Raw genomic sequence first — 25901 nt, 5'->3', positions numbered from 1 at the left:
CCCCGGTACACACGCTGCCATTTTCAAATATGCCCGTTCAGGCCGCTGCCGGTGGACTGTTGCCACTGATCGGGTGCTGATACGGATCGATCGACATGGGTGGATAGAACACCGTCTTTCGATCGGGGCCGATTTCCACTCTCCACTGCGTGTGGTGCAGCGTCCGGTGATGGTGGCCGCACAACAAGATCAGATTGTCGAGATCCGTTGGGCCACCATCATTCCAATGAACAATATGATGGGCATCGCACCACCCCGACGGAGTCCCACACCCCGGAAACGCACACCCACCATCACGCACCGCCAACGCCCGCCGCTGCGGCACCGTCGCTGTTCTCGCTTCCTTACCGCAGTCGAGCGGAACACCATACTCATCCAACAAGATCCGCGTGACCGTGCAGTCGCAGGCGAGCATCCGGGCCGTGTCGATACTGATCGGGCCCACCCAATCCGTCCACGCGAACCCCAACTCCTGAGTCGACGGCAGGAGGTCTTTCAATGCTTTGAGGTCTGTCATGTCTTTTGCGCTGGCGGTGACCGTGACGTGCGGTTTCACCCCACCCTCGATCGGACCCAACCCCGCCCGCTCGTACCGGCGCAGTAGTTCACAAAACCCGTCCGCACGCCGTAAAGCCGGAGTACGCGTGTCCTTGACGCCGTCCTTCTCCGGTGTCGGAGCCGACAGGCTCGACAACAACGTGATCAACCGCGCCCCGTTCACCGCATCCAAATCACCCTTCACAGACACACGCCCGTACAAGCCTTTCGAGGCATAGAACTCATTGCGCTCCGAATCTTCCCCGACCGGAACACCGTCCTCACGCTTGCCGTACTGCTTCTCGATCCGCCGAATCGCAACCCGCACCGCATCACAATCCGCAATACTCTTCGACGCCAGATCAAGCAAAATCCCGCGAGCCTTGTCCACATCCGCCGGCGTCATGTTCTTCGGCGGATGCTGACAAAACGACGCCACCTGCCGGGCCTTCAGCGCATCCACATCACCCCGATGAAACGCATCGCCCACCACAGGTTCGAGCATCAACAACCGCGCCAACCCGACCAACAGACTGCACTCACCGATCTCCAAATTCGTCGAACCATGCAACCACTGCGCGGTCGCCCGAAACCCCTTCCCACCGAGAACGTCACGGGAAAACATCTCCACGATCAACAACACCAACCGCGACTGCAACTCGTGACGGACACGCACCAGATCCAGAACCTCACCCTTGAGGTCCTCACCATCCAGCTGCCACGCATCCCGACCGTCCATACCCAAAGTTTAATCGAACATACTTTCGATAACCAGGGACATATCGGACGACTTATATCGCCAACGCAGCCCGATGCCCCTCGATGACGGCTGCATGTGAACGTCTCGGGGACAACGCATCACCGATGCGAAATATCTCGAAAGAACATCCCTGCAAGGTGTTCCACAAATCGTCGACAGGTTCCTGCTGTGTCGCGAAGACCACCCAGTCGACCGCAACTTCCTCGACCACCCCCGTCGGAAGGTGAACCAAGCTCACGAGCGGCGAAGCTCCACCGCTCACCGACGTCACCATCAGATCCGTCCGTTGCATGATCGACTTCTCGAACGCCCGGCGGTTCCACCCCTCGAAATCCAGGGTGATGCTCAGATCTTGGGCAACCACCATGCCGTTGGTCGCGATCGTGACAGTGCAACCTCGATCAGCGAGGAATTCCGCCACCGACGTGCCTTGATGGAATCCCAACTCGTCGTACACGAGCACCGTTCCACTCGGCAGAACCCTGCCGTCGAGAACGTCTCGAACACTCACCACACGTTCTGATCCACGCCCCCAGGCCGGTCGCACAGGCCGCGCTCCGGTTGCAATCACGACCACGTCGGGCGCCTGCTCCTCCACGATCGCGCGATCAGCTCCAGCACCCAGCTCGATCGTCACACTGCTTCGGCGACACTCCGATTCGAGATTCCGGACGAGGTCGGCGAGCTCGCGGCGAGCCGATACCACCGAGGCGGTGAGAATCTGTCCGCCAAGTCTTCGTTCACGCTCGAACAGCGTCACCGCATGACCTCGCTGGGCCGCGGTGGCCGCAGCTTGCAGGCCGGCCGGGCCTCCGCCGACCACCAGCACAGTGCGACCTCGTCGCCGCGGCATCGGCAGCGGTACCGATTCCCGACCAGCGCGCGGGTTTTCCGTGCACCCCAACCAACGTCCCAGACCCATCCGCCCGACACATTCCTGGTTGCAGGACAGGCAGGTTCGCACCTGTGCCGATTGTCCGGCACGCGCCTTGTTCACAAAATCCGGATCGGCGATCTGCCCGCGAACTACGCCCACCAGATCGCACACACCGTCCTCGAGCGCAGCTTCAGCGTGCTCTGGTGTCTTGAAACGGCCGACACCGACGACCGGAAGATCGACCGCTTCCTTGATCGCAGACGGGACGAAGTTGGCGTAGCCAGTGGGCACCGCCATCGACGCTTCGACCAGATGCAATGTTTCCGTGGCCATTCCGACGGTGGTGTTGATGTAGTCGACGTGACCGCCAGCTTCGACGAGTCGGGCGGTGGCTACTGCGTCGGACAGTTCGATCCCACCCCGCGTTCCTTCGTACCCACTGAGGCGCACGCCGAGCACACGATCCGGACCGATGGCCTCACGCAGTACCCCGAGCACTTCGAGAAGGAAACGCGCACGATGTGCCACGCCCCCGCCGTAGCGATCGGTGCGCAGGTTGGTCGAGGATGCGAGAAACGCGCGCACGATGGACGACTGCGACGCCTGCAGTTCCACCCCGTCGAAGCCACCGGCGACGCAGTTGCGCGCAACAAGGGCGAACCCTTCGAGAATCTCGGCGATGTCCGCGTCGTCGACAGCCTTGGGCACCTCGCGGAACAACGGATCGGCGACGGCGCTCGGCGCCCACAGCGGCAATCGTGAGTAGGTTCCAGCGCCCTGACCCCCATTGTGGTTGATCTGCGCGAGAATCGATGAACCATGTGCATGAACGGCGTCGGTGATCCGCCGGTATCCATCGATCGCTTCGGGCCGATAGCCCGCAATCATCTTCTCGTACGGTCGATCCGAAGGATGCGTCGAGTGCTCCTCGGTGATGATCAGACCCGCACCACCGCGTGCCCGCGCCTCGTAGTAGCTCGCGTGCTGCTCCGTCGGCAACCCGCTCTCCGCGTAATTGGTCAGGTGCGCGGAGAACACGACCCGATTGCGGAGTGTCAGGTTGCCCAGGCGCAGTGGCGCGAAGAGGCGCGGGTACGGCGTCATCAGACCTTGGAGTTTCCTTGATCGAGCGCGATATGACTTGCCGTGACGGTGCGTGAACCGTCACCGGCGAGCCACAGGACGGTGTCGGCGATCTCGTCGGGTTCGGCGAACGCGATGTCCGAGAGGATCGGAGTGAAGTTGGGAAGGTACTGCGGGAACTTGGCAAACACCTCGAGCGCACCCTGGTCGACACCCATCGGCGTATTGACTCCGTAAGGATGGATCGAGTTGACCCTGATCTTGTACTCCCCCAGTTCCTTTGCCGCGGCCTGCGTCAGACCGACGAGACCGAACTTGGCGCTCGCGTAGTGCGCTTGCCCGGGCAGCGCCTTGAGTCCTGCCACCGAACTGACCACGATGATCGATCCACCGCGCCCACCTTCGATGATCGCCGGTACCGAGGCCTTGAGGGTTTTCCAGACTCCGGTCAGGTTGATGTCGATCAGGGTTTCCCACTGCTCGTCCGACATTTCCCAGAATCGATTCCAGTTACAGACCCCGGCATTGGCGACCACGATGTCGAGACGTCCGAACTGCTCGACACCGTCCTTGACCACCGCGGTGAGCGCTGCACCGTCACGGACATCGACCTCGCGAGCGAGGATCTTCCCACCCTCCGCTTCGACCAGACGTATCGTCTCGGCAAAGTCCTCGGAAGTTGCTGCGTCGTAAGAATTGTCCGACGCCACCGACGCGCACACGTCGACTGCGATAATCGCTGCTCCCTCGCGCGCCATCTTGACCGCGTGCGCACGTCCTTGACCGCGCGCTGCGCCGGTGATGAAAGCAACTCGGCCTTCGAGCGAACGAACTGAACCCTGTGTCATGAGATAGCCCTCTCTGCAGAATTGAAACTCGTTCTAGTAGTAAACCCTGCACACCGCCCTTCGCGGATGGATTCGAGAACAGTTCTCGGAGCAACCGAGTCACCCACCTGGATGTCGGCCGCCTCCCCCAGCGTTTCGTTCGGCAGACGAGGCGAACAGTCGATCACCACTTCGCACTCGAGCTGTGAGCGCTCACCGGTATGAACGTGCTCGACGCAGACGGCCCCTGAGGCGATTTCGACGACACGCGACGCGAGCACCCTGGTGATCCCGGCCCGCTGGATGCGAGTGTTGGCGCCGACCAGATCCCCACTCGCGCCGAGCCGCGAGCCGACGATGCTGTCCGGGGTGACAATCGAGACGGAAGCGCCCTGGGCCGCGAGTGCTTCTGCGAGGGCCACTGCGACCGGTCCACCGAGCGGATCGATCAGCACGACCGGACCCGGCCCCACGGGGCTCAACTTCTCGAAGGTTTCCGACGCATCCAGCCACCGAACCGAGTCGTCGACCGGATACGTCGGCGGCCGCGCAGCACTACCGGTGGCAACCACAACCAGCTCGCCCCGACGGCGTGCCTCGCCCAGGTCCTGCGAGTCGACCGCCGCCCCGGTCCGCATCGTCACGCCGCTGCGACGGCATTCGTCCTCGAGCCACTGCGCGAGGAGTGCGAACCGGCCGCGGCCGTCACCTCGCGCAAAAGTTCGGATCATGCCGCCGAACTGCGATGAACTCTCGACGAGTGTGACCGAGTGTCCCGCCACCGCCGAGATCCGCGCCGCCTCCATCCCGGCGGGGCCACCCCCCACGACCAGCACGGCTCCCGGTGTCGAAATCTGCTCTCGCTCATCGAGGTCCACCGTCTCGAAACCCGCGCTCGGATTCCCGACGCACGTCACGACAGGATTTCGAGGATCACGCACGAGGCACGTCTGATTGCAGAGCACACACGGCCGGGGGCGATCGCCGCGCTCAGCTTTCACGACCAGGTCCGGGTCTGCGATCTGGGCCCTGGTCATCTCGACGAACTCGGCTACTTCCAGCGCTGCGTGAGCGTCGGCGATGTCCACGACGCTCCCCTGCAGGACAACGGGAATCGACACCGCGGCCTTGATCTCACGGCACAGGTCGAGGTTGAAGTTCGTCGGGCAGTGAAAGTCGGGGCGGTACCTGTCAGACGAATAGAGTCCGCCACGAACGACAACAAGGAGATCGAGGAGCGGAGACACTTCACGCGCAATACCGATGGCAAGATCGGGCGTCAGGCCCGCCCATGGCGCTTCCTCGTCGCAGGACAACCGCAAGGAGACAACGCGATCCGGTCCTAGTTCGTCACGCACGGCCGAAAGGATCTCGCGAACAAGGGCAACGCGATCAGTACCGTATCGGTCGTGCCGAGTGTTGGTCAGGCCCGAAAGGAATTGCCGCAGAATACTTCGAGGGCCGGCATCGAGTTCCACTCCGTCCATTCCCGAAGCGACGGCCAGCGCCGACGCTTCGCAGAAGCCGGTGATCAGCTGGTCGATTTCCGGCTGCCCCATTGCCATCGGCAATTCGCGAGTCACCGGGTCGGCCACTCTTGACGGTCCCCACAGCACAGATTGAGAGTATGCACTGGAACCCTGCATCCCGGTATGCCCCAGCCCGGCAAGAACCAACGCTCCGTACGGAGCGCACGCAGTCGCGATCGACTGCCACCCCGGGCCACATTGCGACGCCAGCGGTGCCCGCTCGTACGGCCAGTCGTCGGCAAGTACCGACGCCACTTCGGTGACGACGATCCCGGCACCGCCTTCGGCGCGGCGCTGGTAATACGCCCGGTGCCGATCGGAAAGCGAGCGCCCCACAGCAAGATTGGTCTCGTGCGGACCGAAAACAACCCTGGACCGGACTCTGCGTCCAGCCAGGGTTGTGTGTTCGTGAAGGCTCAACTCACAGCTCGATCAGAGTCGGAGATTCAGCTCGCACCCAGCGTGCGGGTGAAGCCTTCCGGGATCACCAGATCCGCCGGACTCAGCTCGGTGATGGACGAGTGGCCGAGGCCCATCAGCCCCGAGTCGATGCCCATCCGCATCAGGTCGAGCACGTTCTCGACACCGGCCTGGCCGTTTGCCGAGAGACCCCACAGGTAGGCGCGCCCGAGCATGACGGCCTTGGCTCCGAGTGCGAGCGCCTTGACGACGTCGCCGCCGCGTCGAATACCGCCGTCGAGAACAACTTCCACCTGATCGCCCACGGCCTCGGCGATGCCCGGGAGCACGCGGATCGGCGCCGGGGTGCCGTCGAGGTTGTTACCACCGTGGTTGGAGACCGAAATAGCGGAGACACCGGCGTCGACAGCTCGCTTCGCGTCGTCGATGCGCATGATGCCCTTGAGCATGAACGGTCCACCCCACTGCTCACGCAGCCAGGCGATGTCTTCCCACGTCGGAAGCGGAGTCTGCATCCACTCGCCGTACGCGCCGAAGAACGTCGGTGCCGGCTGGCCGGGAGCCGCGAGGTTGGGTGTGGTCAGATCCGGGATCTTGCCGGTCTTGGCGAACTCCAGCAACCACTTCGGACGCATGATGCCCTCGGGGGCGAACTGGAACATCGCCTTGAGATCCATCTTCTCGGGGATGGACGGGCTGCCCCAGTCGCGACCGTACGAGAAGGACCAGTCGGTAGTGATGATCAGGCCCTTGGCACCGGCAGCGCGAGCGCGCTCCATACGCTGGAGAAGCACGTCGCGGCTGCCGACCCAATACATCTGGAAGAAGACCTGCGGGTTGGCCGCGGCAACTTCTTCGATGGACTTGCTGGCGAAAGAACTCAGTCCGATGGCTGTTCCCCGTGCTGCAGCCGCACGAGCTACAGCTACCTCACCGTCAGGGTGCACTGCCTGCACACCGGTCGGTGAAATCATGACGGGCAACGAAATGTCCTGGCCCATAATGGTGGTGGACATCTCGCGCTTGTCCGACAGTCCCGCAGCGTGGGGAGCGAAACCCAGTTCGCTGAATGCCGCGACGTTGTCGTCGACAGTCAGCCCTTTCTCGGATCCCGCCACCAACGCCGCGTACACGGACTTGGGCAACCTCTTCTTCGCACGGCGCTGTGCTTCTGCCACCGTCTCGAAGAAAGCATTCTTAGCCATTGAACTGACCTCTCTGGGGTGCAGCTTTCGCCGCACTGTCGGTATCGCGCAGTAGTTACTGCATTCCCGCAAGCGGGTTTTCGTCACAAATCTTGGCGGGCGGACGCATCATCAGTGTCAGGGGCACCGATGCACGTGGGGTCTTACGTTGACCGGAACGGGAGTGATCGACACTGGACTTCGGGACCTCTCCAGCCGACGCCAATGCCATTTCACCGTTGCCGATGACGCACTCGGGGTCAGGTCCGTCCATCGGCAGTCCGGTGAAGAACTTGGCCGCCATGCAGCCGCCGCGGCAGGAGTCGTAGTGGTTGCACTTGCTGCAGGCGCCACCGGTCTGCGGCGAGCGCAGCTCCTCGAACAGGTCCGAGTGCTGCCAGACTTCCTGGAATCCACCGTCTTTCACGATGTTTCCGGCAAGGAACTGCTCGTGAATCGCGAACGGGCACGCGTACACGTCACCGACCGGATCGATCAGGCACACGACTCGGCCCGCACCACAGAGATTGAGACCAGGCAGTGCATCGCCGAAGGCGGAGAGGTGGAAGAACGAGTCGCCCGTCAGGACGCCTTCACCATTGGCCACCAGCCAGTTGTAGAGCTCACGCTGCTGCTCGGGGCGCGGGTGCAGGTCGTCCCACACGTCGGCGCCGCGGCCCGAAGGACGCAGTCGAGTGATGCGCAGGGTCGCGTCGTACTTGTCCGCGAGAGCCTTGAACTCGTCGAGCTGACTGACATTGTGCCGCGTGACGACCACCGAAATCTTGGCGTCCTTGAAGCCGGCTTCCTTCAGGTTCGCGAGAGCGCGCTCAGCCATCGCGAACGAACCAGGCCCGCGCACAGCGTCATTGACCTCAGCGGTGGCACCGTCGATGGAAATCTGCACGTCGACGTAGTCACTGGCGGCGAGGCGCGCCGCGACCTTCTTGTCGATCTTCACTCCGTTGGTGGAGAACTTCACACCGACCTGGTGGTCCGTCGCGTAGTCGACGAGCTCCCAGAAGTCGGAGCGTACCGTCGGCTCGCCGCCACCGATGTTGACGTAGAAAACCTGCATACGCTGCAGCTCGTCGATGATGGACTTGCACTGTTCGGTGCTCAGCTCGTTGGGGTCACGACGACCCGAAGACGAAAGGCAGTGCACGCAGGACAGGTTGCAGGCGTAGGTGAGTTCCCACGTCAGGCAGATCGGGGCGTCGAGTCCGAGTTCGAACTGATCGACGAGGCGACCCACCTTGGCGGGCGGGGAGGGCTGTTCAAGAACTGAGGTCATGGCTGTGTCCTCGCGAAGAAATGAAGCGGGCGAACGTGCAGAAGGGCTGTTCCGCACGTGGGGGCGAGCGTCTGGCTCAGACAGGCACGATCATGTGCGAATCGGCGAGAGTGCTCAGCGCGCGGGCATATTGGGGAGCCGCGTCATCTTCGATGCCCTGCGCACGTAGTGCGGACCGGACATCAGGATGGTCTGGCAACGCCTTGACCACCGCAACGATGGTCGTGTTCTTCAGGAACGACAGCTTGCGCGTTCCGAAGTGGTAGAGCAACGCCCCGAAAGGTTCGGGGCGAAGCGCTACCTGCGGGTGGAGTTTCCACCCCGCATCGAGATCCAAAGCAGACACGGTCAGTACACGCCGCACATGCCGTCGATGGAAACTTCCTCCACGAGGGACTCCTCGACGAGGTCGTTCTCGAGCGCCTTGTTGTCACGATCTGACATGGATTCCTCCTGCGGTCGCACTCCGTCTGGAAGTCTGTAGATCAGACTTCCAACCTGGGAGTTGGTGGTCACTAGTGGGACTTCACTGTGACTCGGTTCACCACTGTAATGGCATCGAGTGCAGAATGACACACATGGAGCGAAAAAAGTATGCGTAGCCGCAAGAAACCGTCCGCTCGGATAGGTCGTCGCCCCTCCACAACGAAGGAGGGAATCAGCACGATCGGCATCGAACTGTTCTCCACAGTCGGCTTCAACGAGGTGAGCGTCGACCAGATAGCCGACGCCGCCGGCATCGCGCGTCGGACCTTCTTTCGCTACTTCCCGTCCAAGAACGCAGTTCCCTGGGGAGACTTCGACGGGCATCTCGACGAGATGCGCGAGCACCTGGACTCACTGCCCGCCGACATCCCGTTGGTAGACGCACTCGAATCCGCATTGCTGACGTTCAACACCTTCCCACCGGAAGAGACTGCGGTACATCGCAAACGGATGGAATTGATCCTCGAAGTTCCGACACTTCAGGCATACTCTGTGGTGATGTACGAAGGTTGGCGGCAGGTGGTCGCCGACTACGTCGCACGCCGAATGGATCTCGAGCCGACCGATCACGGCCCACGCACGGTCGGCTATCTTCTGCTCGGGGTGGCCATGTCGGCGTACGAGCAGTGGCTCACCGACGATTCACTCGAGCTACCGGAACTCTTGAAAACGGGTACGCAGTCCCTGCGGACCGGCATCAGCACCTGAGAAAGCATCACCACCTGAGAAAGGCGATCATGTCCACCACCACGAACGAACCGGTCCTGGATTCACTGGCACCGTCGACGCCGGGCTTGTGGTCGTTCGGGCATGTCACCGTCGAACGCGTCGAGTCCGGTCCGATCTCGCTGGATCGCCGGGGCGGTCGCCTCCACGTCAGACACTCCCTTACTCCCGCCGATCTGAGTGAGCGACTCGTCGCCGGAGTCACCTCGTCGATCCAGGACGCGGAGTTCGGTCAGGACGAATTCGAGTTGACGATGGTCGGCCTGGTTCGCTCCACCGTGGACGGCGCTCTCGAATCCTGGACCACGTACTACCGGAACTCCCTTGCCGAACTACTGGACGGCACTGCAGATTTCGCGCCGATTCACGACAAAGCCGAAGAACTGGTTCGCGGTTCCGTGCTCGATCTGGGTTCCTGCTTCGGTTTCCTGCCACTACGGCTCGCGCGCGCCGGAATGGACGTGACCGCCACGGACATCCTGCCCGGAACGATGATCCTGCTCGACGCGGTAGCCCCCGAACTCGGCATCACGATCGACACGGTGATCTGCGATGCGGGTGAAGTACCGGCACCGGACAACAGCGCCGACACCGTCACCGCGATTCATCTCCTCGAGCACGTCGACGACGCAGTCGGCGAGGCCGTGATCGCGCAGGCACTCCGAATCGCACGTCAGCGGGTCGTCATAGCCGTCCCCTTCGAGGACGAAGCCACCGCGTGCCACGGCCACATCCGCACTTTCGATCTCGAGTCACTGCAGGCGGTCGGCCGGCAGACCGGTGTGCCGTTCGAGGTATTCGAGCATCACGGCGGCTGGTTGGTGCTGGACGCTGCTGCCGCCTGAGGCGACTCACCCTTCTTTCAAGGTATGCGCGACAAGGGCATTCGCGTGTCCATGACCCATACCGTGCTCCGACTTCAACCAATTCACCAATTCCATGTGCTTGGTGAGGTCTGAGCTTCTGATCAGCTCTTGCCACTCACCGATCGGCCGACCGTACTTCTTCTCGATCGACGGAAAATACGACGCCGGGCCTTTCACGGGTTCAGTCATGACCGGAATCTACCTCCACCGCCCGACAATATTCGCGCACCGACGGCGACCGCATGTCCGCACCTGCGGAATCGCTGGGTAGATACGCGACCGTCGGATTATGGTCGACGTACACCCGCCCGAGAGCACAGGAGTTCAGCAATGCGACTGTCCACACGAAATCAACTCACCGGCACCATCACCGAGGTCAACCTCGGCACCGTCATGGCAACGGTAAAGGTGAAATTGGACGGCGGCAACCAGATCGTGACTTCGTCGATCACCCGCGATGCCGCGCTGGATCTCGACCTCGAACCAGGCCAAGCTGCAACGGTATTCGTGAAGTCCACAGAGGTGACGATCGGCGTCGAATAACTGGCACGACCGCCGTTCAGGGCCGAGTGAGATGCGTGGTCATCGTGTAGTCCTTGCTCGGCCCCGTCACGGTCCAGACCACAGCCCAAGCCGATCCATCCACGGCAGTGATGTCGATCCGCCCGCGATAGGTGTCCGCACCACACAGGTGCTCGACTTCCTCTCCCGGCGCCCAGTCGTGGAACTCTCTGCCGTCTTCGAAGGTCACGGCCCACTCGAGGCCGCGCTTCGCGATGAACAGAGTCCGGAACACGGGCAGTTCCACATCGCCGTCACGCAGAGTGCCACTCTCGTACCAGCGCATCCGACCGTCACCGGCGTCGGAGATAGTGGTCTCGCCGAAGACTTGCTTGGTGGAACCGGAAAGGCGGTCGACGATGTCGCGCTCGAAGTGCCACGTCCCTGCCAGCGCCCTCGGCTCGATCTTCGCGTCGTCAACCATGTGGCGATTCTAGTGACCCTGGACAAGGACTTGCGAAGGAGCCGAACACACTGCGGGAGTATGTTCCGAGTACACCCGTAACACGCAGGAGATTTGCACAACCATGAACGATTCGGCCGCCCTTCACAAACGCACAGTGTTCGCCGAGGATCTCGAGATCGGCCAAGTGATCCCTTTGGGCTCGTATTCGGTGACCGAAGAGGAGATCGTCGAGTTCGCAACCCAGTGGGATCCCCAGTGGTTTCACATCGACAAGGAAGCCGCCGGGTCCGGTGTCTTCGGCGGGTTGATCGCCAGCGGGCTGCACACCCTGTCGATCTGCCAGAAATTGGTGGTCGCCGGCCTCTACGACCAATGGAACGTGATCGCCGGAAAGACCATGCGCGACGTGAGCTTCCTACGTCCACTTCGCCCCGGTGACACCCTCAGCGGAATGGTCACCGTCGACAACGTCGTGTTCGACAATCGCGCGCGGGGATTGGTCACCATCACAGCGAAATTGGTCGATGCACACGGCAATCGCGTTCTCGACGTGGTCACTGACGCCTACCTGCACTGTCGCCCGACTCGCGGACAGTGAATTATCGGTAAATTCCGCACCGCAATGCCTGAATTGCCGTACTTTCAGTGACGTTGCGACGCAACAATACCCATCCCCGCAAACAGGAGTTCCTCACACATGAGCAGCCTCGGCGAGATCAATCCCCTCGGCATTCTTCAGATCCTCATCTACATGCTCTTCGGTGGGTCGTCCAGCACTCCCGAGTAGACCCTAGCTTGCCATTGCCATAGTCAGCATCTACTGTGCTGACTATGACAATTACTAGTCAGGTCTCCGTGACGGCCGCGCCGTCAATCGACGCAGCGCGTCATCACACCGAGTTCGACTCCAGCTGGCGAAGTTTCGACGGCATTCAGGGCGGACTCGCCGTAGCACGGATGCTGCGAGTTGCCGCCGACGCGTCCGGAGCCGAACCTATGGCGGTCACGGCACACCTGGACCGCCCCGTCCCTCCGGGGCCGGCCGAGTTGACCGTCGGCGAGATGCGGGGCGGGCGGACTGTCAGTTGCCACGTCACGCTGACCGATGCGGGATCCGCCCTCGTTCGGTTGGCCCGCGACACAGGAGCCACGACGCTGTCCGCCCCCGGAATCGAGCCGAGTCCGGTCGACCCGGCAACCCTGCCACCGCTGGAGATCCCGGTGGACTTCGTGCCGTTCTCCCAGCACCTCGACATCCGTCCGATCAATTCCGCGAGGCCGTTCGCCGGTGGCGACTCCCCGGAATTCGACGTCTGGATCCGATTGTTGACCGACCTCGATTTCACGGCCCAGGAGCGCGCCGCCGTTCTGCTCGACGCGCTTCCGCCCGGACTGTTCGCGACGCTGACGACGCCCGTGGCCATTCCCACCGTCGAGTTCACCGCGCATTTCATGCCGGAGTACGTCACGGCAGATCACTCACCGTCCCAGTGGTATCGCCTGCGTCATGGCACCGTGTGGGCAACCGACACACTCTGCGTCGACGAAACCGAATTATTCGACGCCGCAGGACGGCTCGCTGCTCGGGCTCGCCAGCTTCGTCGAATTCTGAGTTGAGTTCAGCTCTCCTACACCTGGATGTCGCGACGACGGAAAGCAACAAGCGATGCTGTCGAAAGTGATACTGCCACAACGATCATTGCCAGCAGGGGTAGAACTGTCACCGGCTCGGCAGGGGCACCCGGCACGTGGGTGAAGGGCGACAGATCCAGCACTACCTGCGGAAGCTTCAGCAACGTGCCGAGTTGCCCGAGCACGATGCATGCCGCCAGGATTCCCCAGGAGAGCGCCGATGCGAAGGCCGGAAACAGTCCGAAAGCCAACGACACCAACCCCACGACTACGAGCACCGCAGGCAGATAGGCCAAGGCAGCGCCGGTCATTCGGAGTGTGTTGCCGCCGATGTCGTCCGTGACGAGCCCGAAGGCAAATCCGGTGAAGGCACCCATCAGGACGTGCGCAAGAACCACACCGCCACCAACCACACCCAGATGGGAAAGCATCCACCTCCACCGAGACAGGGAGGTTGCCAGCAACGGTTCGAGCCGTCCCGATGTTTCCTCGCCCCGCATCCGGAGAAGACTCTGGACCGAATACGCCGCGATCACTATCGACGTGAGCCCCAGAGCAGTGGCCAGGTAGGAATCCACCAGATCCGTTCCGCCGCCACCAAGTTTCTCGAACATCTCCGCGGTTTGCTGCGACGATCCCACCATCGCGTCGATCTCGTTGCCCACGGCGCCGTACGCGAACCCGAGAATGACAACGGCAAAGATCCACCAGAACATCGTCATTCGTTGCATCCGCCAGGCCAGGCCCCAGGCGGAAGGCAACCACGATGCCGCGGTCGGTGGGCCGGGACGGGGCTGAACGAGTCCCGCTCCCTGATCGCGATGACCGATGAGAACGAACGCCACCACCACGTGTACGGCCGCAAATCCGATCAGCAACAACAGGATCCACCAGGCGTCGTCGTCGAACGGTCTGATCTGTTGTGCCCATCCGATCGGCGAGAGCCACGACAACCAACCGCTCACCACGCGAGTTCCGTCGTCGACGACCGTACTGTTCACGTCACCGATCGCGCGCAGCATGAAGGCAACGCCGATCGCGGCACCCGCCAGACCGTTGGCCGTGCGAGCACCGTCGGTGATCTGCGCAGTCACCGCCGCCACACCGGCAAACGCGATTCCGGTACCGCCAACCGAGGCACCCAGCGCAAGCGAACCACCGACCGGCAGACCGACGGCCATCGCCCCCAGCGCGATTCCCAGTGCCAGAACGACGTTCGCACCGACCGTGACGATCAGCGCGGAGGTGAGGAGCGCTCGTCTACCAACCACCGCTGCACCGATCATCTCGGCGCGGCCGGTCTCCTCGTTCTGTCGCGTATGACGAACCACCGCAAGCGTGCTCATCAATGCCGCCACCAACGCGAACACGAGCACCGACTGACTGGCGACTATCGCGCCCTGCGAATCGCCGGACACGATTCCGTTGGTCGCCAGCGCCACCGGCGAGACCGCGGAACTGACTGCGATGTTTCGCAATTCCTCGGGTGTCTTATACAGCCCGGTCACACTGGCGACGACGAGCAACATGAACAAGACGATCGAGATGACCCACACGGAAAGCTGAATTCGGTCCCGACGCAAAGCGAGCCGGACCAGTCGGCGCGTACCGGTGAATTGGCTCGCCGACGCCGGTACCGGTGGAGCGGCCTCGACGACGGTCACGGCCGTACTCCGGTCTCGGCTCGCAGGTGGACCGAAGTCTCCCTTGCCCGCTCGTCACCGTAGTGCCGCAAGAAGAGTTCTTCGAGTGTCGGCGGAGTGGAACTGAGCGCAACGATCCCGAAGCCGACCAAGTACGTCATGAGAGGTCCGAGTTGCGCGCTGTCGGCTTCGCAGGTGACATGGTTCCCGTCGATCACCGCGTCGTGGACACCGCCGAGCCCGTCCAGGCTACCGATCGGTCGCTGCGTCTCCGCCGAGACAGACGTGCGCGTGAGATGTCTGAGTTCGGACAGCGTTCCCTCTTCCACCGTCCGCCCGTCGCGGATGATGCTCACGCGATCGCACAGCGCTTCGACCTCGGCGAGGATATGGCTCGACAGCAGGACCGTCTTCCCGGCGTGAGCTACCTCCTCGACGCAATCCTGAAACACCGCTTCCATCAACGGGTCGAGCCCCGATGTCGGTTCGTCGAGGACGTAAAGGTCGACGTCGGACGAGAACGCCGCCACGAGTGCAACCTTCTGCCGGTTACCTTTCGAGTACGTCCGCGCTTTCTTGGTCGGGTCGAGTTCGAAGCGCTCGAGCAACTCGCTTCGACGTTTTCGGTCGAGGCCACCACGCAGACCGGCCAGCAGATCGATGGCCTCCCCGCCGGTGAGATTGGGCCACAGGTTCACGTCACCAGGCACGTAAGCGAGACGTCGATGCAAAGTCACGGCGTCTCGCCACGGATCGCCACCGAGGACGGTTGCGTCTCCGGAATCAGAGCGGAGCAGGCCGAGGAGTACCCGAATGGTGGTGGATTTTCCGGAGCCGTTCGGCCCCAGGAATCCGTGCACTTCGCCCGTCGAGACGTCGAGGTCGAGGCCATCCAGCGCGCGGGTGGTACCGAACGTCTTGACGAGGTTCTTCACTGAAATCGCCGCACCCATGAACTTGACCGTACGCCGATTTCACAAATGTGTGAAGATAGAAAAAGAGGAAAGATCGAAGGGTTCCGATGACCGACACCAGCCATACCGTTGCACCGGACGAGAGCCGCCATTATGTCGAGCGACTCTCACTCGTACTGAGCGACATGGGTTTTCCGCCGATGCCCGCCCGCGTCTGGGCCGCATTGATGACCAGCGAGACGCCCTCGTCCACGCCAGGAGATCTAGGATCTCGGTTGGGTGTGAGCCCCGCCGCCATTTCCGGTGCCGTCAGATACCTCCAGCAAGTCGGGTTGATCGAGCGTGTGGCCGTCCCCGGATCGAGGCGTCAGCACTACTGCGTCAGCGTCGACATGTGGGCCGACGCGTTTGTCACGAAACAGTCCTCGCTCTACCAGGTCTCGGCAGTGGCGGACGAGGGCATTCGGGTCCTCGGTGAAGGAACGACGGCCGGCGATCGTATGGCAGATCTGCGCGACTTCTTCGACTTCATGGCCGCGGAAATGCCGCGCATGCTCGCGGACTGGCGCTCCCGGCGAAAAGACCGGACACCTGGCAGGTAACTTCAGGTTTACCCGCAATTTCGGCGGGGTACCTCAATTCTCGTTCCAGCATGGTGAGGCGCGGCGTACTCGAGGAGTTGCTGATGAAGCTGTCGATCAGGGGCGCGAACACTTCACCGACTTCACCGTCAGTACGTACCGCTTCACCCGAGATCTGTGAACGATCGATTTCCTTGAACCGCACCGCCGCCGAGGCATTCGCCGGCGACCACCGAGCGCTCGCGAAACTCCTGGCCCGCGTGCACCCTCGCGTCGTTCTCTACTATCGCGCCAGGCTCCTCGGGACGTCTGTAGCAACATTCGCCGACGATCTCGCCCATCAATGCACCCTGGACGTCGTCACACGAATGTCCGACACGATCTCCGCCGACACGCGCATCGAGACCTTCGCTTACGAGTTGGCCTCTCGACGGATTGCGTCAATTCCCCAGTCACACAACACCGACGGGCGATTCAAACGCCCGCGCCGCCTGACCGACGACCAACGTGAGGTTCTCATATTGCGAATCGCAGTGGGTCTGACTGCCGAGATGACCGCGTCGACTCTGCGCACGACTCGATCGAGAGTGCTGCTCGTACAGCATCAGGCACTGCGCGCCTGGACCGTCTCCGAGCGCAGCTAGATCAGACCTTGCTTACTCGCGGCGTAGACAGCCTCTGCTCGACGGCTCACCTCGAGTTTGCGCATGATGTTGCTGACGTGAAACTTGACGGTGGTCGGTGAGATGAACAATCGCTCACCGATCTTGATGTTGGACAGACCGTTTGCGAGAAGCCGCAATACTTCCAGTTCGCGATCGGTCAACCGTTCCTTGGTTGCCGATTGCCCGTTGAGCGAACGGACGACAGCAGATGCGCTGCGAGAGTCGAACGCACTCTCACCCCGCGAGACCGCCCTGATCGCACGCACCAGTTCGGTGGTGTCGACGTCCTTGACGACGTAGCCACGAGCGCCTGCGTGCACCGCTCGCACCACCAGTTGATCATCGAGAAAGGTGGTGAGAACCAACAGTCCCAGTCCGGGATGTGCCGAGGACAGCTGACCGCAGAGGGTCAGCCCCTCGTAATCGGAACTGGCGGAGAGTTTGAGATCCATCAGGACGATGTCCGGGCCGACCTTGTCGACCACCGCGAGCGCCTCGGCCAGGGACGACGCCTCCCCCACGATCTCGAGGTCGCTTTCGCGCTCGAGCACCGAGCGGAGGCCTTGCCGAAGTATCGCGTGGTCGTCGACCAGGATTATGCGAACCGAACTTTGAACCGGCGACGTTCCACGGGTGACGACGGGACGAGCAGTGGTCATGATTCCTCGCTCTCGATTTCAGGTGTAGAGCAAAGGTTTTCCATGCCCGAGTCCAGCGGCGGCGCCTGCGGTAGCGGTAGTGGCAGTCGCACGAGAATCTGAATCCCGCCGATCCGTGCCCGCCGCACTTCCAACGCGCCACCCAACTCCGAGGTTCGCGCCTGCATGTTCGCCAGTCCGCGGTGGCGACCGTCGACATCGTTGGTGGCTGCGAGTTTGAGGATCAGACGCATTCGCGCGGGGTCGCCGTCACCGTCGTCGGAGACCGACAGCAACACGGAGTCCGCGCGATAGGTCAGACGAAGCACCGCCCGATTCGCATGAGCATGAACCGCTGCGTTGAACAGGGCTTCTCCGGCGATCCGGAGAAGGGCATGTTCGGCATCGCCCGGAAGCTCCGTCGGGGTACCGCCGACGCGAACGCTGACCGCCAACTCGTCCGGCATGTGAACCACGCCGAGTTGCTCGAGCATCTCGGGCAGCGACGTCCGGTCCGCGTCCGAGGAATGATTGAGAGCGTAGATCGCCGAGCGAAGCTGCTCGACCGCACGCCTGGTCAAATCCTTGGCCAAGTCCAGTCTTTCACTGCGTTCCGCCTCCGGGATGTCGCTGCGGCAGACCTCGATCTGCATGCCGGCCGACAACACGGCCTGTGTCACGCTGTCGTGAAGTTCGCGGGCGATCCGGTGCCGTTCGTCGTCGACCACCTGATGCCGGTGCGCCACACCGAGTTGACGCTGCGTGGACTCCAATTCGCTGTTGCGCACCGCGAGGTCGGCTGCAGTGCGATTCGCCTCCGCGTACGCATCCTCGGCTCGTTCGAGCAGTAGTTGTCCGCGCTGATAGAGCGCCGAGTTCTGCAGAGCCACGGCAGTTTGGCTGGCCAAAATGCTCAGCACGGCTCCGTCCGTCGTGTCGAGCGTCCGGTTGGCCGGTGTCCAGGCTGCAAAAGCTCCGACCACGCCGCCGCCGAGCACGATCGGCACAAACGCATAGTGTGCGTCGATCACCGAGTTGGACTCGATTCTCCCGTACCGAATGTCGTCGAGGCATTCGACGACGTCCTCCGGAAGCGGTGGTCCCTCCACGTTGTCGACCAGGAACGGCGTCGCATCCGGACCGAGAACCAATCGGCGTGGCCCGGCGTCCGGCAAGGTCCCGTCGGCCAAGGCGAACACTATCCAGTTGGCACTCAGATGAGCGCGGGCAGCTTCCGCGACCGCGCAGACCAGGGTTTCCGGCCCTTCGACGGTTCGCACCAAAGCCCGCGAGATCAACTCCAACGCATGCACGACGCGTTCGAGGCGCTCCGCCGCACCGCGATACTGCGGATAGAACGAACTCTTCCCCGACCGTAATCCGGTGAGCCTGGACAGGTCCGCGGTCATCGTCCGCACCGATTCACAACGCACCTCTTCTTCACAAGGCACCTCGGAACAACGCCACCATCTGCTCCTGCGTCGCTTCCCTGGGATTGGTGGACATGCAGGCGTCGAGCAACGCGAAGCTGGCGAGCCTGCTCAGATCTTCCTCGCGAACACCCAACTCCCCCAGCCCCTTCGGCACGCCGACCTCGCGCGCGAGCCGTTCGACCCGGTCGGCCACTGCCAGCGCTGCTTCCTCCGGGGTGCCGCGCTGCTCGGGAAGACTCAACGCAGCAGCGATGGCAACGAAGGGGGCGGCGTCCGTCGTGGAATTGAACCGGATGACGTGGGGCAACAGAATCCCGTTGATGACGCCGTGCGGCAGGTCGAGCATGCCGCCCACCTGATGACTCATGGCGTGCGCGGCGCCGAGTATCGCGTTGGTGAACGCCAAACCGGCCTCGAGGCTGGCCTGCGCCATCACAGACCGCGCTTCCATCTCCATCGGGTCCTGGATCGTGTGCACCAGATTCTCCGTCACGAGGCCGACAGCGCGGAGCGCGTGATGATCGGTCAAAGGATTGTGCGCCAGCGATACGAAGGCTTCGATTCCGTGCGTCAGTGCGTCCAATCCTGTTGCCGCATTGAGCCACTCGGGCATCGTCGTCAGCAACCGCGGATCGATGACCGTCACATCTGGCACCAGCGCCCGGCCGATGATGGTGATCTTGGTGCCGCGGGTCGTGTCCGTGACGATGCAGAACTGCGACACGTCCGCACCGGTGCCGGACGTGGTGGGAACCATCACCAACGGCGGGATCGGTTTTGTCGCCTGATCGACGCCTTCGTAGTCGAGGATGTTGCCGCCGTTGGCAGCGAGGACGGCGACACCTTTAGCCGCGTCGATGACGGAACCGCCACCGAGCGCGATGATGACGTCACACTCACCTTCCTGGTACACCTCGAATCCGGCCGCGATCTCGAAGTCCTTGGGGTTGGGTGTCAGCCCTGACCACACCGTCGCGGTCAATCCCTGCTCCGTGAGATGGTCCTCGAGTTCGCTGACCCATCCCGCGTCGATCAAGCCGGGATCGGTGACCAGAAACGGGCGGAACCCGCCGAACCGCAGAGTCGCGTGTGCTGCCTCGACCAGGGAACCGATACCGAAGACGATCTCGGGGGCGTGAAATTTGACCAGTCGAGCAGCAGTGCCGCGGCGATGAACACCGTGGTTCACAGCATCCGGATATGCCACGGACACGACCCCACTCTCCTCTCGCTGCCCTGAGATCTCCGCTCGGGACTTTCCGTCCGTCGCTCTCAGTGCATCAGCTCTCACGTGCACCAACAGGTGTGATTCACCTTACAATCGCTGGCCCCGAGCCTACGCGGACGTCAGTCGCCGCACACCCACCGAAGGAGAGGCGCCTACCTACCCGTTCGGGCAGGTACACATCGCCGAAAAATAGATGGCGCGGCGATCGGGTCGCGTTGTACTTTCGGTTGCGGCCAGAGCGGTCCGCAGTACCGATCCAGAAGGTGTTTATGACCCAGCCCGCGCCGAGCGCGCCTCCCGCCTTTGCACAGTCCGCGACCTCGACCCTCACCTGCTGATCCCCGAGACGACGGACTGACAGCGCGAGGCCCCTCGGCCTGCTCCTACCTGCCTTGTTCACTCAGCTAGGAGTTCTCCAGTGCCTCAATCACACAAATCCATCTCGAAAACCGACACCTTCTCCTGCGTACAGTGCGGACTCACCGTCATGACGTACGGCCCCGAGGGCGATCGCCGAAACCATTGCCCCAGTTGCCTGCATTCCTTACACCTGTTCGACCAGGTGGACGGTGGGCCGTCAGACTGCGGCATGCGCATGGCTCCCATTTCGATCGCTGTGCTGCGCAGTGGCGATTGGATGATCATCCACCGCTGCGCACAGTGCCTAGAGCTCACCTCCAACCCCGTCAGCCGAGACGACAACCAGTTGTTGTTGATGAGAATGGCAGTGCGTCCTCTCGCGCAACCGCCCTTCCCGCTCGAAGCCTTCGGCGACCTGTGAGGGGTGAACCGCAGATGCCACGTAGGAACCCCACCACCCGGTCCCGGCGGACGCCGCAACGCACCAAACACGTATTACACGGAACAGGTGGCGAGCACGGATCGAGTTTCCGTTGTCTCACATGCCGTTTGGACATCTCCACCGAGGCGCCGGGTACCGCTCATCGGAACCACTGCCCGAACTGCCTGGCCAGCCGCCACGTGGATGGTCGCGTTCCGGGCGACCGAGCACAACAGTGCAGAGGTGCCATGGCGGCGCTGTGCTTGTCGGTCCGGCGAGACGGTGAATGGATGCTCGTTCACCAGTGCGTCGAGTGCAATGCGTTGAAAGTCAACAGGATCGCCGGCGACGACAACGCCTTGGTCCTGCTGCGCTTGGCGCTACGCCCGTTGGCGGATCCCCGACTGGGCTCGCGAGCATTGCTAGCGCTCTGATCGATCGTCCGGCGTAATCGCGCGGTCCTGCGCGCGATTACGCCGGGCGAACACCACGAACACGATCCCGGCAAGCAAGCCGACCGCTGTCGGACCGAGAACCAATCCCGAATACAGCCACGGGGCAGGCTCTGCCGGAAAGAGGTCTATGAAATCGGGTCCGGTGAACGTCGGTTCGGAAAACGGTTCCCGACAGGATCCGCCGGTCAGAATGTGAGGTGATGCCAACGAGTTCCACCACCACTGAAACACGCCGAGCGCCACCAGCCCGCACACGGCGCCGAGCACGGTCAGTGCCGCGATCGGTCGCCAGATCGATCCCCTGATTTCAGACATGAGATCAAACTAGTTCACGACAGATCGCAGTGATATCAGTGAAGTGCAGTGACATCAGTGAAGTGCGTTGACATCAGCGAAGTGCATGCCCTAGTTCGGCCGCCTTTGCCATCAGTTGCGCGGCATCTCGGGCAACAACAACCTCGTCGCAGATCTCCGAATACTCCGGCATCGCGCACGCCGCCTGGTTCCAGTAGCGCTGTGGTTCCGGCGTGATCCAAGCAAGACGGTGGACCTTGCGTCGCACCTCTTCCAGCTTGTCCACCTGCGGGGGCAACCCGTTGCACCGACCGTCGCCCACGATGATGACGGAAGTCCTCGAGTTCAAGGCGTTTCCGTGTTCGTCCAACAATTCTGTGAGCACCCGCCCGTAGTCGCTGCTGGCTTCCAGATCCAGGCCCGGGTGCGCGAGCACCGCTGCCAATGCACCGTCACCACTACTGGCGAGCAGGGTGTCGGTCACGTCGACCGGACGATCGACGAACGCGAGAACTTCACAACGATCAGCCCGACGATGCATTGCCTGAGCCAAGCGCAGAGTGAACGCGGTGATGGGGCGCACGGACAGCGACACGTCTGCGATCAAAAGTAGTCGGACTCGATCGGGGCGAGGAGCTTTCACGACCAGATGGAAGGGCATCCCGTCGGTGCGCAGGCTCGAACGCACCGTGCGTCGCATGTCGAGATGTCCTCGAGAGCGCTCCCGAGGACGAGGCCTGGACGGTCCTCTCATCCGCCGAAGCACCTCGTGGCACGCGAGTTCGATGTCGTTGTGCGTTGCGCCTGCAGCAGATTCACTGTCGGGCGCGTCGGGAGCGGATTCGGCGAGTGCAGCGGCCGAAAGTGCTTGCACGAACGCTTCGACCGCCTCGACGAGCCGGTTCAATTGCGCTTGCGTGAGCGGCCCGTCGTCGGAGACGTCCGCATACGCTTTGCTCGGGTCGTAGGCATCCAACCAGGCGAGGATGGACGTCGGATCGTCCCAGGACAACGAGCCGACCACTGCTGCAGCAACACTGGTGCTGAGGTCACCGACCACTGCCGACGCGGCACGATCAACGTCGACCGTGTAACTGACTCCCCGCCGGCCTGTCTCCGAACCGGTATCGACCGACAGTTCCGCATCGCTGGATGTCATCGAGACATCGTCGTCGTCCTTGTGCGGGTTGAACCCCTTCTCCGCCTCCGGAGTGTCGAAGTAGTCGCCGACCTCGGCTGCACGCTCGTTGTACTCGGCATACCGGCCTACTTCTTGATCCTCGTCGATCCCGAGGGCGGTGGGCAGACCGTCCGCCACTTCGGCTCGCGACGCCATCCGCTCGGCGTGGGCCTTCTCCGCAGGCGGCCGGAACAACGCGTCGAACGCCCGCTCGAAACCGGCCTGCTCGTGAGAGTACTTGGCGCACACTGCCCGAAGGCAGGCTCGCAACGTCTCACGATCCGAAGCGCCCACCATCGCGAGCACACGCCGAACTTCGATGACCTCGGCCGGTGACGCGGAAACTCCGGCCGCCCTCAGCAATCGGCCGAAACTCGCGGACACCACGTCGAGGACAAACGACGGCTGCCACACGGCGAGGCCACCGAGCGTCGTCATCGCGTCGAACGGATTCCGCTGCCGCCGCGGATTCCCTGTTGATGGGGGTCTCGTCCACCGGTCCCCCGGAACACGGCCGTCGTCGTGTTGGCGGGTTTGCTTGCCACCGTTGCTCGCTCGATCGGCTCACCACCGTCACGCGACGGAGATTCGAGAAGCTTTCCGTCGAATCGTTCCTTGGCCAGCGTCACATCCGACGAGTACTTGAGCAACGCCGTGAGCAGGATGTCGCGCACCTTGGCGTCGGAAGCGGTGTCGAATCCACTGGCCGCAAGGACGGTTGCCGCCCTGGCTGCGTCGATGACCTCCGAGATGGAGGGACTTTTGCGCAGCGGGAGGTCACGCAGGATGCGAGCCAATTCGACAACCTCGGTGGCAGTAGCGGCGTCCACTTCCGGCGCTCGGGCCGTGACGATCTCGCGTTCACGCTCCGACGTCGGATAGCCGAGATGGTAATGCAGGCAACGACGCTTGAGCGCGGGCGAGAGTTCGCGAGTGTCGTTGGATGTCAGGATGACCCAGGGCTGCGAACGGGCCACGAACGTACCGACCTCGGGAATGGTGATCTGCTGTTCGGCGAGAATCTCGAGGAGCAACGCTTCCATCGATTCCTCGGTGCGGTCCACCTCGTCGACCAGAAGCACGACTGGCTCGGGTGAGAGGATCGCTTCGAGCAGCGGCCGCACGGACAGGAAGTTCTCGGAGTACAAACCGAAATCCTGATCGGCGAGAAACTTCGACGCTTCGGCGACACTGTCGAATTCGGAAACCTGATCACTGATCCGGTCGCGGAGCATCTGCACGTGCAGGAGTTGCTTCGCGTAGTCCCATTCGTACAGGGCGCGATTGTCGTCCAACCCTTCGTAGCACTGCAAGCGCACCAGCTTGCGTCCGCCGATCGCAGCCAGCGACTTCGCCAGTTCCGTCTTGCCGACACCCGCCGGCCCTTCGAGCAGGAGCGGACGCCCCAGCGCCGTCGCCAGATGAACGACTACCGCGAACTCGTCATCGGCAATATAGTCCTGCTCTCGCAGAGCATCTTTCACTTCGATTCCGCTGGAGAAACTGCGACCGGACATGGAATACCTTTCGATAGGGGCACAACCCCTGTGCGCGGTTAGGGAGCCTCTGGACTCCTTAACCGCGCACGGGGCCGAAGGCCCTGCTAGAAGTACGACTTGTTGATCGCGTGATCGACAACCGGGATCATCGACTCCACGGTGACCTCACGGGGATTACCCGGGGTGCACCAGTCGTCCTGAATGTGCTCGGAGATGGCGCGCACAGTCTTCTCGTCACCCTTGATGACATCACCACGACCCTCGTACTTCTTGGTGTTCATCTGGTTCTTCGCGTACGAGTCGGTGCGGACCTGACCGAAGTTGTCGGGGATACCGACGTCCTTGGCCAGTCGGATGGCAGCCTCGACGGCGGCATCTGCGGCCTGAACCGTGGTGAGGTTGCGAGTGTCGACACCGAGTGCGCCGGCCAACTGGGCGTAGCGCTCGTAGCGCGAAGGCAGGTTGTACTCCCACACACGCGGCAACGCGATGGCGTTGTTCAAGCCGTGGTGGCTGTCGAAGAAAGCACTGACCGCGTGCGAGATCGAGTGAACGATGCCGAGGCCACCGGAGTTGAAGGCCTGCCCGGCAATGTACTGCGCGTTCATCATTCCCTCGCGGGCCTTGAGGTTACGCGGCTCGAAGACAGCCTCGCGCAGGTTCTTCGCGACCAACTCGACCGAGTAGATCGCATTACCGAGCGAAGGCGCGAAATCGAGACGAGACACGAAAGGCTCACTGCCGTGCGCGAGTACGTCGAAGCCGCAGTACGCGGTGAAGTGCTGAGGGCAGGTGTAGTAGAGCAGCGGATCGTCGATCGCCAAGGTGACAATGGTCGCCTCGTCGAAGCCCACCCACTTGTGCGGGTTGTTCATGTCCGACGTGTCGGTAATGACGTATGCCCACGACGTCTCGGAACCCGTTCCGGCCGTGGTGGATACGGCGATGTGCGGCGGGTTCTCCTTGTTGGTGGACTTGGCGAAGCCCTCGAACTCGTTGATGTTGCGACCGTCGTGTGCGATCACGACGCGAGCACCCTTGGCGGCGTCGTGGCTCGAACCACCACCGATCGAGATAATCGAGTCGCACTTCTCCTTCTGGTAGAGAGCCGCTGCCTCCATGACGTTGTAGTCCTTGGGATTCGACTCGACCTTGTCGTAGAGAACGACCTCGACACCCTGGTACTCGATCTTGCCGACGAGTTCCTCGATGATGCCCGAACCGCGCAGACCGGTTGTCATCAGGAGGGTGCGCTTGAAGCCGAGATTCTTGGCCTCCACACCGATGATGTCGTGAGCGCCCACACCCATCAGGGCGCGCGGGAAGGGGTGGAACTCCTTGATGGGAAAGTCCCAGATCTGGTTGAGCTCGATAGCCATCGGTATCTCCTCAGGGATGTGCA

Annotated in this window: 28 protein-coding genes; 9 read left to right on the top strand and 19 right to left on the bottom strand. The window is 62.5% G+C overall.

Annotation, left to right across the window (positions count from 1 at the left end):
* Positions 1-37 precede the first annotated feature (37 nt).
* The 8 genes from G8767_RS19655 to mftA form a co-directional block, all read right to left on the bottom strand.
* The gene (locus tag G8767_RS19655; protein ID WP_166811272.1) at positions 38-1276 is read right to left on the bottom strand and encodes an HNH endonuclease signature motif containing protein; all 1239 of its coding nucleotides are present in this window, start codon (positions 1274-1276) and stop codon (positions 38-40) included.
* A gap of 52 nt (positions 1277-1328) precedes the next feature.
* Positions 1329-3278 (bottom strand): mycofactocin system FadH/OYE family oxidoreductase 2, encoded by a 1950-nt coding sequence (locus G8767_RS19650; protein ID WP_166811270.1) that lies wholly within the window; start codon positions 3276-3278, stop codon positions 1329-1331.
* Positions 3278-4105 (bottom strand): mycofactocin-coupled SDR family oxidoreductase, encoded by an 828-nt coding sequence (locus G8767_RS19645; protein WP_003941966.1) that lies wholly within the window; start codon positions 4103-4105, stop codon positions 3278-3280. Before G8767_RS19645 ends, G8767_RS19650 begins: the two co-directional genes overlap by 1 nt.
* Positions 4102-6033: a mycofactocin system FadH/OYE family oxidoreductase 1 gene (locus G8767_RS19640; RefSeq protein WP_166811268.1), complete on the bottom strand. Its 1932-nt coding sequence runs from the start codon at positions 6031-6033 to the stop codon at positions 4102-4104. The genes G8767_RS19645 and G8767_RS19640 overlap by 4 nt, the downstream gene beginning before the upstream one ends.
* Positions 6034-6059: 26 nt before the next feature.
* Positions 6060-7238: a pre-mycofactocin synthase MftD gene (gene mftD / locus G8767_RS19635; protein ID WP_003942047.1), complete on the bottom strand. Its 1179-nt coding sequence runs from the start codon at positions 7236-7238 to the stop codon at positions 6060-6062.
* A gap of 55 nt (positions 7239-7293) precedes the next feature.
* On the bottom strand, positions 7294-8511 hold the full coding sequence (gene mftC / locus G8767_RS19630) for a mycofactocin radical SAM maturase (protein ID WP_003942089.1): 1218 nt from the start codon (positions 8509-8511) through the stop codon (positions 7294-7296).
* Positions 8512-8587: 76 nt separating this feature from the next.
* Positions 8588-8875, bottom strand: a complete 288-nt coding sequence (gene mftB / locus G8767_RS19625; RefSeq protein ID WP_007728309.1) for a mycofactocin biosynthesis chaperone MftB — start codon at positions 8873-8875, stop codon at positions 8588-8590.
* Entirely contained in the window at positions 8860-8955 is a 96-nt protein-coding gene (gene mftA / locus G8767_RS19620; protein WP_063836238.1) for a mycofactocin precursor MftA, read from the bottom strand. The genes mftB and mftA overlap by 16 nt, the downstream gene beginning before the upstream one ends.
* 150 nt (positions 8956-9105) lie before the next feature.
* Between mftA and mftR the strand changes: the two genes are divergently transcribed.
* A complete protein-coding gene (gene mftR / locus G8767_RS19615; RefSeq protein ID WP_021343507.1) occupies positions 9106-9705 on the top strand; it encodes a mycofactocin system transcriptional regulator in 600 nt (199 codons plus the stop codon).
* Positions 9706-9734: 29 nt separating this feature from the next.
* Positions 9735-10568 (top strand): mycofactocin oligosaccharide methyltransferase MftM, encoded by an 834-nt coding sequence (gene mftM, locus G8767_RS19610; protein WP_095970293.1) that lies wholly within the window; start codon positions 9735-9737, stop codon positions 10566-10568.
* A 6-nt stretch (positions 10569-10574) separates the two neighbouring features.
* Here mftM and G8767_RS19605 read toward each other — a convergent pair whose 3' ends face one another.
* Positions 10575-10778: a DUF4287 domain-containing protein gene (locus tag G8767_RS19605; RefSeq protein WP_007728313.1), complete on the bottom strand. Its 204-nt coding sequence runs from the start codon at positions 10776-10778 to the stop codon at positions 10575-10577.
* A 141-nt stretch (positions 10779-10919) separates the two neighbouring features.
* Between G8767_RS19605 and G8767_RS19600 the strand changes: the two genes are divergently transcribed.
* Positions 10920-11132, top strand: a complete 213-nt coding sequence (locus tag G8767_RS19600; RefSeq protein ID WP_003942061.1) for a TOBE domain-containing protein — start codon at positions 10920-10922, stop codon at positions 11130-11132.
* Between the two features lie 16 nt (positions 11133-11148).
* Here the strand turns inward: G8767_RS19600 and G8767_RS19595 are convergent, their stop codons facing one another.
* On the bottom strand, positions 11149-11574 hold the full coding sequence (locus tag G8767_RS19595) for a DUF6314 family protein (RefSeq protein WP_166811266.1): 426 nt from the start codon (positions 11572-11574) through the stop codon (positions 11149-11151).
* A 103-nt stretch (positions 11575-11677) separates the two neighbouring features.
* On the opposite strand from G8767_RS19595, the gene G8767_RS19590 reads away from it, so the two are divergent.
* Together G8767_RS19590 and G8767_RS19585 are read left to right on the top strand one after the other, a co-directional pair.
* A complete protein-coding gene (locus tag G8767_RS19590) occupies positions 11678-12154 on the top strand; it encodes a MaoC/PaaZ C-terminal domain-containing protein (protein ID WP_166811264.1) in 477 nt (158 codons plus the stop codon).
* A 233-nt stretch (positions 12155-12387) separates the two neighbouring features.
* Positions 12388-13173 (top strand): thioesterase family protein, encoded by a 786-nt coding sequence (locus G8767_RS19585; protein ID WP_166811261.1) that lies wholly within the window; start codon positions 12388-12390, stop codon positions 13171-13173.
* Between the two features lie 11 nt (positions 13174-13184).
* Here G8767_RS19585 and G8767_RS19580 read toward each other — a convergent pair whose 3' ends face one another.
* Positions 13185-14852: an anibiotic ABC transporter gene (locus tag G8767_RS19580; RefSeq protein ID WP_166811259.1), complete on the bottom strand. Its 1668-nt coding sequence runs from the start codon at positions 14850-14852 to the stop codon at positions 13185-13187.
* Positions 14849-15784 carry an ABC transporter ATP-binding protein gene (locus G8767_RS19575; protein WP_166811257.1) on the bottom strand — a complete coding sequence of 312 codons (936 nt, stop codon included), beginning with the start codon at positions 15782-15784 and terminating at the stop codon, positions 14849-14851. Before G8767_RS19575 ends, G8767_RS19580 begins: the two co-directional genes overlap by 4 nt.
* 68 nt (positions 15785-15852) lie before the next feature.
* Between G8767_RS19575 and G8767_RS19570 the strand changes: the two genes are divergently transcribed.
* The gene (locus tag G8767_RS19570; RefSeq protein ID WP_007728322.1) at positions 15853-16347 is read left to right on the top strand and encodes a helix-turn-helix domain-containing protein; all 495 of its coding nucleotides are present in this window, start codon (positions 15853-15855) and stop codon (positions 16345-16347) included.
* Between the two features lie 83 nt (positions 16348-16430).
* Positions 16431-16970 (top strand): RNA polymerase subunit sigma, encoded by a 540-nt coding sequence (locus tag G8767_RS19565; RefSeq protein ID WP_166811255.1) that lies wholly within the window; start codon positions 16431-16433, stop codon positions 16968-16970.
* Here the strand turns inward: G8767_RS19565 and G8767_RS19560 are convergent.
* Genes G8767_RS19560 through G8767_RS19550 form a run of 3 tightly spaced genes read right to left on the bottom strand, consistent with a single transcriptional unit; the run spans position 16967 to position 20275 of the window.
* Positions 16967-17650, bottom strand: a complete 684-nt coding sequence (locus G8767_RS19560) for a response regulator transcription factor (protein ID WP_166811253.1) — start codon at positions 17648-17650, stop codon at positions 16967-16969. The two genes, G8767_RS19565 and G8767_RS19560, sit on opposite strands and share 4 nt — an antisense overlap.
* Entirely contained in the window at positions 17647-19038 is a 1392-nt protein-coding gene (locus G8767_RS19555) for a GAF domain-containing sensor histidine kinase (RefSeq protein ID WP_095970300.1), read from the bottom strand. The genes G8767_RS19560 and G8767_RS19555 overlap by 4 nt, the downstream gene beginning before the upstream one ends.
* 31 nt (positions 19039-19069) lie before the next feature.
* The gene (locus G8767_RS19550; RefSeq protein WP_003942060.1) at positions 19070-20275 is read right to left on the bottom strand and encodes an iron-containing alcohol dehydrogenase; all 1206 of its coding nucleotides are present in this window, start codon (positions 20273-20275) and stop codon (positions 19070-19072) included.
* A gap of 433 nt (positions 20276-20708) precedes the next feature.
* Here G8767_RS19550 and G8767_RS19545 point away from each other — a divergent pair, with 433 nt between their 5' ends.
* Both G8767_RS19545 and G8767_RS19540 read left to right on the top strand, forming a co-directional pair.
* Positions 20709-21071 (top strand): RNHCP domain-containing protein, encoded by a 363-nt coding sequence (locus tag G8767_RS19545; RefSeq protein WP_166811251.1) that lies wholly within the window; start codon positions 20709-20711, stop codon positions 21069-21071.
* A gap of 14 nt (positions 21072-21085) precedes the next feature.
* Positions 21086-21505 (top strand): RNHCP domain-containing protein, encoded by a 420-nt coding sequence (locus G8767_RS19540; RefSeq protein ID WP_166811249.1) that lies wholly within the window; start codon positions 21086-21088, stop codon positions 21503-21505.
* Here the strand turns inward: G8767_RS19540 and G8767_RS19535 are convergent.
* The 4 genes from G8767_RS19535 to mdo form a co-directional block, all read right to left on the bottom strand.
* A complete protein-coding gene (locus G8767_RS19535; RefSeq protein ID WP_166811247.1) occupies positions 21494-21841 on the bottom strand; it encodes a hypothetical protein in 348 nt (115 codons plus the stop codon). The genes G8767_RS19540 and G8767_RS19535 overlap by 12 nt on opposite strands.
* 73 nt (positions 21842-21914) lie before the next feature.
* Positions 21915-23438 carry a VWA domain-containing protein gene (locus G8767_RS19530; RefSeq protein WP_166811245.1) on the bottom strand — a complete coding sequence of 508 codons (1524 nt, stop codon included), beginning with the start codon at positions 23436-23438 and terminating at the stop codon, positions 21915-21917.
* Entirely contained in the window at positions 23435-24517 is a 1083-nt protein-coding gene (locus G8767_RS19525) for a MoxR family ATPase (protein ID WP_124568254.1), read from the bottom strand. The genes G8767_RS19530 and G8767_RS19525 overlap by 4 nt, the downstream gene beginning before the upstream one ends.
* Before the next feature lie 86 nt (positions 24518-24603).
* Complete coding sequence (gene mdo / locus G8767_RS19520; protein WP_003942095.1) at positions 24604-25878, bottom strand: NDMA-dependent methanol dehydrogenase; 1275 nt, start codon at positions 25876-25878, stop codon at positions 24604-24606.
* Positions 25879-25901: the final 23 nt, after the last annotated feature.

The sequence above is a fragment of the Rhodococcus sp. IC4_135 genome, assembly GCF_011602025.1.
GTDB classification, from domain to species: Bacteria; Actinomycetota; Actinomycetes; order Mycobacteriales; family Mycobacteriaceae; genus Rhodococcus_F; species Rhodococcus_F baikonurensis.
Note: the sequence above shows the minus strand (reverse complement) of the source record. Positions and strands in the feature narration are given on the sequence as shown.

What these genes read in the sequence shown, in the direction of transcription:
- G8767_RS19655 (WP_166811272.1), bottom strand. Translation starts at nt 1,276, where the DNA reads ATGGACGGTCGGGATGCGTGGCAGCTGGATGGTGAGGACCTCAAGGGT.
- G8767_RS19650 (WP_166811270.1), bottom strand. Translation starts at nt 3,278, where the DNA reads ATGACGCCGTACCCGCGCCTCTTCGCGCCACTGCGCCTGGGCAACCTG.
- G8767_RS19645 (WP_003941966.1), bottom strand. Translation starts at nt 4,105, where the DNA reads ATGACACAGGGTTCAGTTCGTTCGCTCGAAGGCCGAGTTGCTTTCATC.
- mftD (WP_003942047.1), bottom strand. Translation starts at nt 7,238, where the DNA reads ATGGCTAAGAATGCTTTCTTCGAGACGGTGGCAGAAGCACAGCGCCGT.
- mftC (WP_003942089.1), bottom strand. Translation starts at nt 8,511, where the DNA reads ATGACCTCAGTTCTTGAACAGCCCTCCCCGCCCGCCAAGGTGGGTCGC.
- mftA (WP_063836238.1), bottom strand. Translation starts at nt 8,955, where the DNA reads ATGTCAGATCGTGACAACAAGGCGCTCGAGAACGACCTCGTCGAGGAG.
- mftR (WP_021343507.1), top strand. Translation starts at nt 9,106, where the DNA reads ATGCGTAGCCGCAAGAAACCGTCCGCTCGGATAGGTCGTCGCCCCTCC.
- mftM (WP_095970293.1), top strand. Translation starts at nt 9,735, where the DNA reads ATGTCCACCACCACGAACGAACCGGTCCTGGATTCACTGGCACCGTCG.
- G8767_RS19605 (WP_007728313.1), bottom strand. Translation starts at nt 10,778, where the DNA reads ATGACTGAACCCGTGAAAGGCCCGGCGTCGTATTTTCCGTCGATCGAG.
- G8767_RS19600 (WP_003942061.1), top strand. Translation starts at nt 10,920, where the DNA reads ATGCGACTGTCCACACGAAATCAACTCACCGGCACCATCACCGAGGTC.
- G8767_RS19595 (WP_166811266.1), bottom strand. Translation starts at nt 11,574, where the DNA reads ATGGTTGACGACGCGAAGATCGAGCCGAGGGCGCTGGCAGGGACGTGG.
- G8767_RS19590 (WP_166811264.1), top strand. Translation starts at nt 11,678, where the DNA reads ATGAACGATTCGGCCGCCCTTCACAAACGCACAGTGTTCGCCGAGGAT.
- G8767_RS19585 (WP_166811261.1), top strand. Translation starts at nt 12,388, where the DNA reads ATGACAATTACTAGTCAGGTCTCCGTGACGGCCGCGCCGTCAATCGAC.
- G8767_RS19575 (WP_166811257.1), bottom strand. Translation starts at nt 15,784, where the DNA reads ATGGGTGCGGCGATTTCAGTGAAGAACCTCGTCAAGACGTTCGGTACC.
- G8767_RS19570 (WP_007728322.1), top strand. Translation starts at nt 15,853, where the DNA reads ATGACCGACACCAGCCATACCGTTGCACCGGACGAGAGCCGCCATTAT.
- G8767_RS19565 (WP_166811255.1), top strand. Translation starts at nt 16,431, where the DNA reads ATGAAGCTGTCGATCAGGGGCGCGAACACTTCACCGACTTCACCGTCA.
- G8767_RS19560 (WP_166811253.1), bottom strand. Translation starts at nt 17,650, where the DNA reads ATGACCACTGCTCGTCCCGTCGTCACCCGTGGAACGTCGCCGGTTCAA.
- G8767_RS19555 (WP_095970300.1), bottom strand. Translation starts at nt 19,038, where the DNA reads ATGACCGCGGACCTGTCCAGGCTCACCGGATTACGGTCGGGGAAGAGT.
- G8767_RS19540 (WP_166811249.1), top strand. Translation starts at nt 21,086, where the DNA reads ATGCCACGTAGGAACCCCACCACCCGGTCCCGGCGGACGCCGCAACGC.
- G8767_RS19535 (WP_166811247.1), bottom strand. Translation starts at nt 21,841, where the DNA reads ATGTCTGAAATCAGGGGATCGATCTGGCGACCGATCGCGGCACTGACC.
- G8767_RS19530 (WP_166811245.1), bottom strand. Translation starts at nt 23,438, where the DNA reads ATGACGACGCTCGGTGGCCTCGCCGTGTGGCAGCCGTCGTTTGTCCTC.
- G8767_RS19525 (WP_124568254.1), bottom strand. Translation starts at nt 24,517, where the DNA reads ATGTCCGGTCGCAGTTTCTCCAGCGGAATCGAAGTGAAAGATGCTCTG.
- mdo (WP_003942095.1), bottom strand. Translation starts at nt 25,878, where the DNA reads ATGGCTATCGAGCTCAACCAGATCTGGGACTTTCCCATCAAGGAGTTC.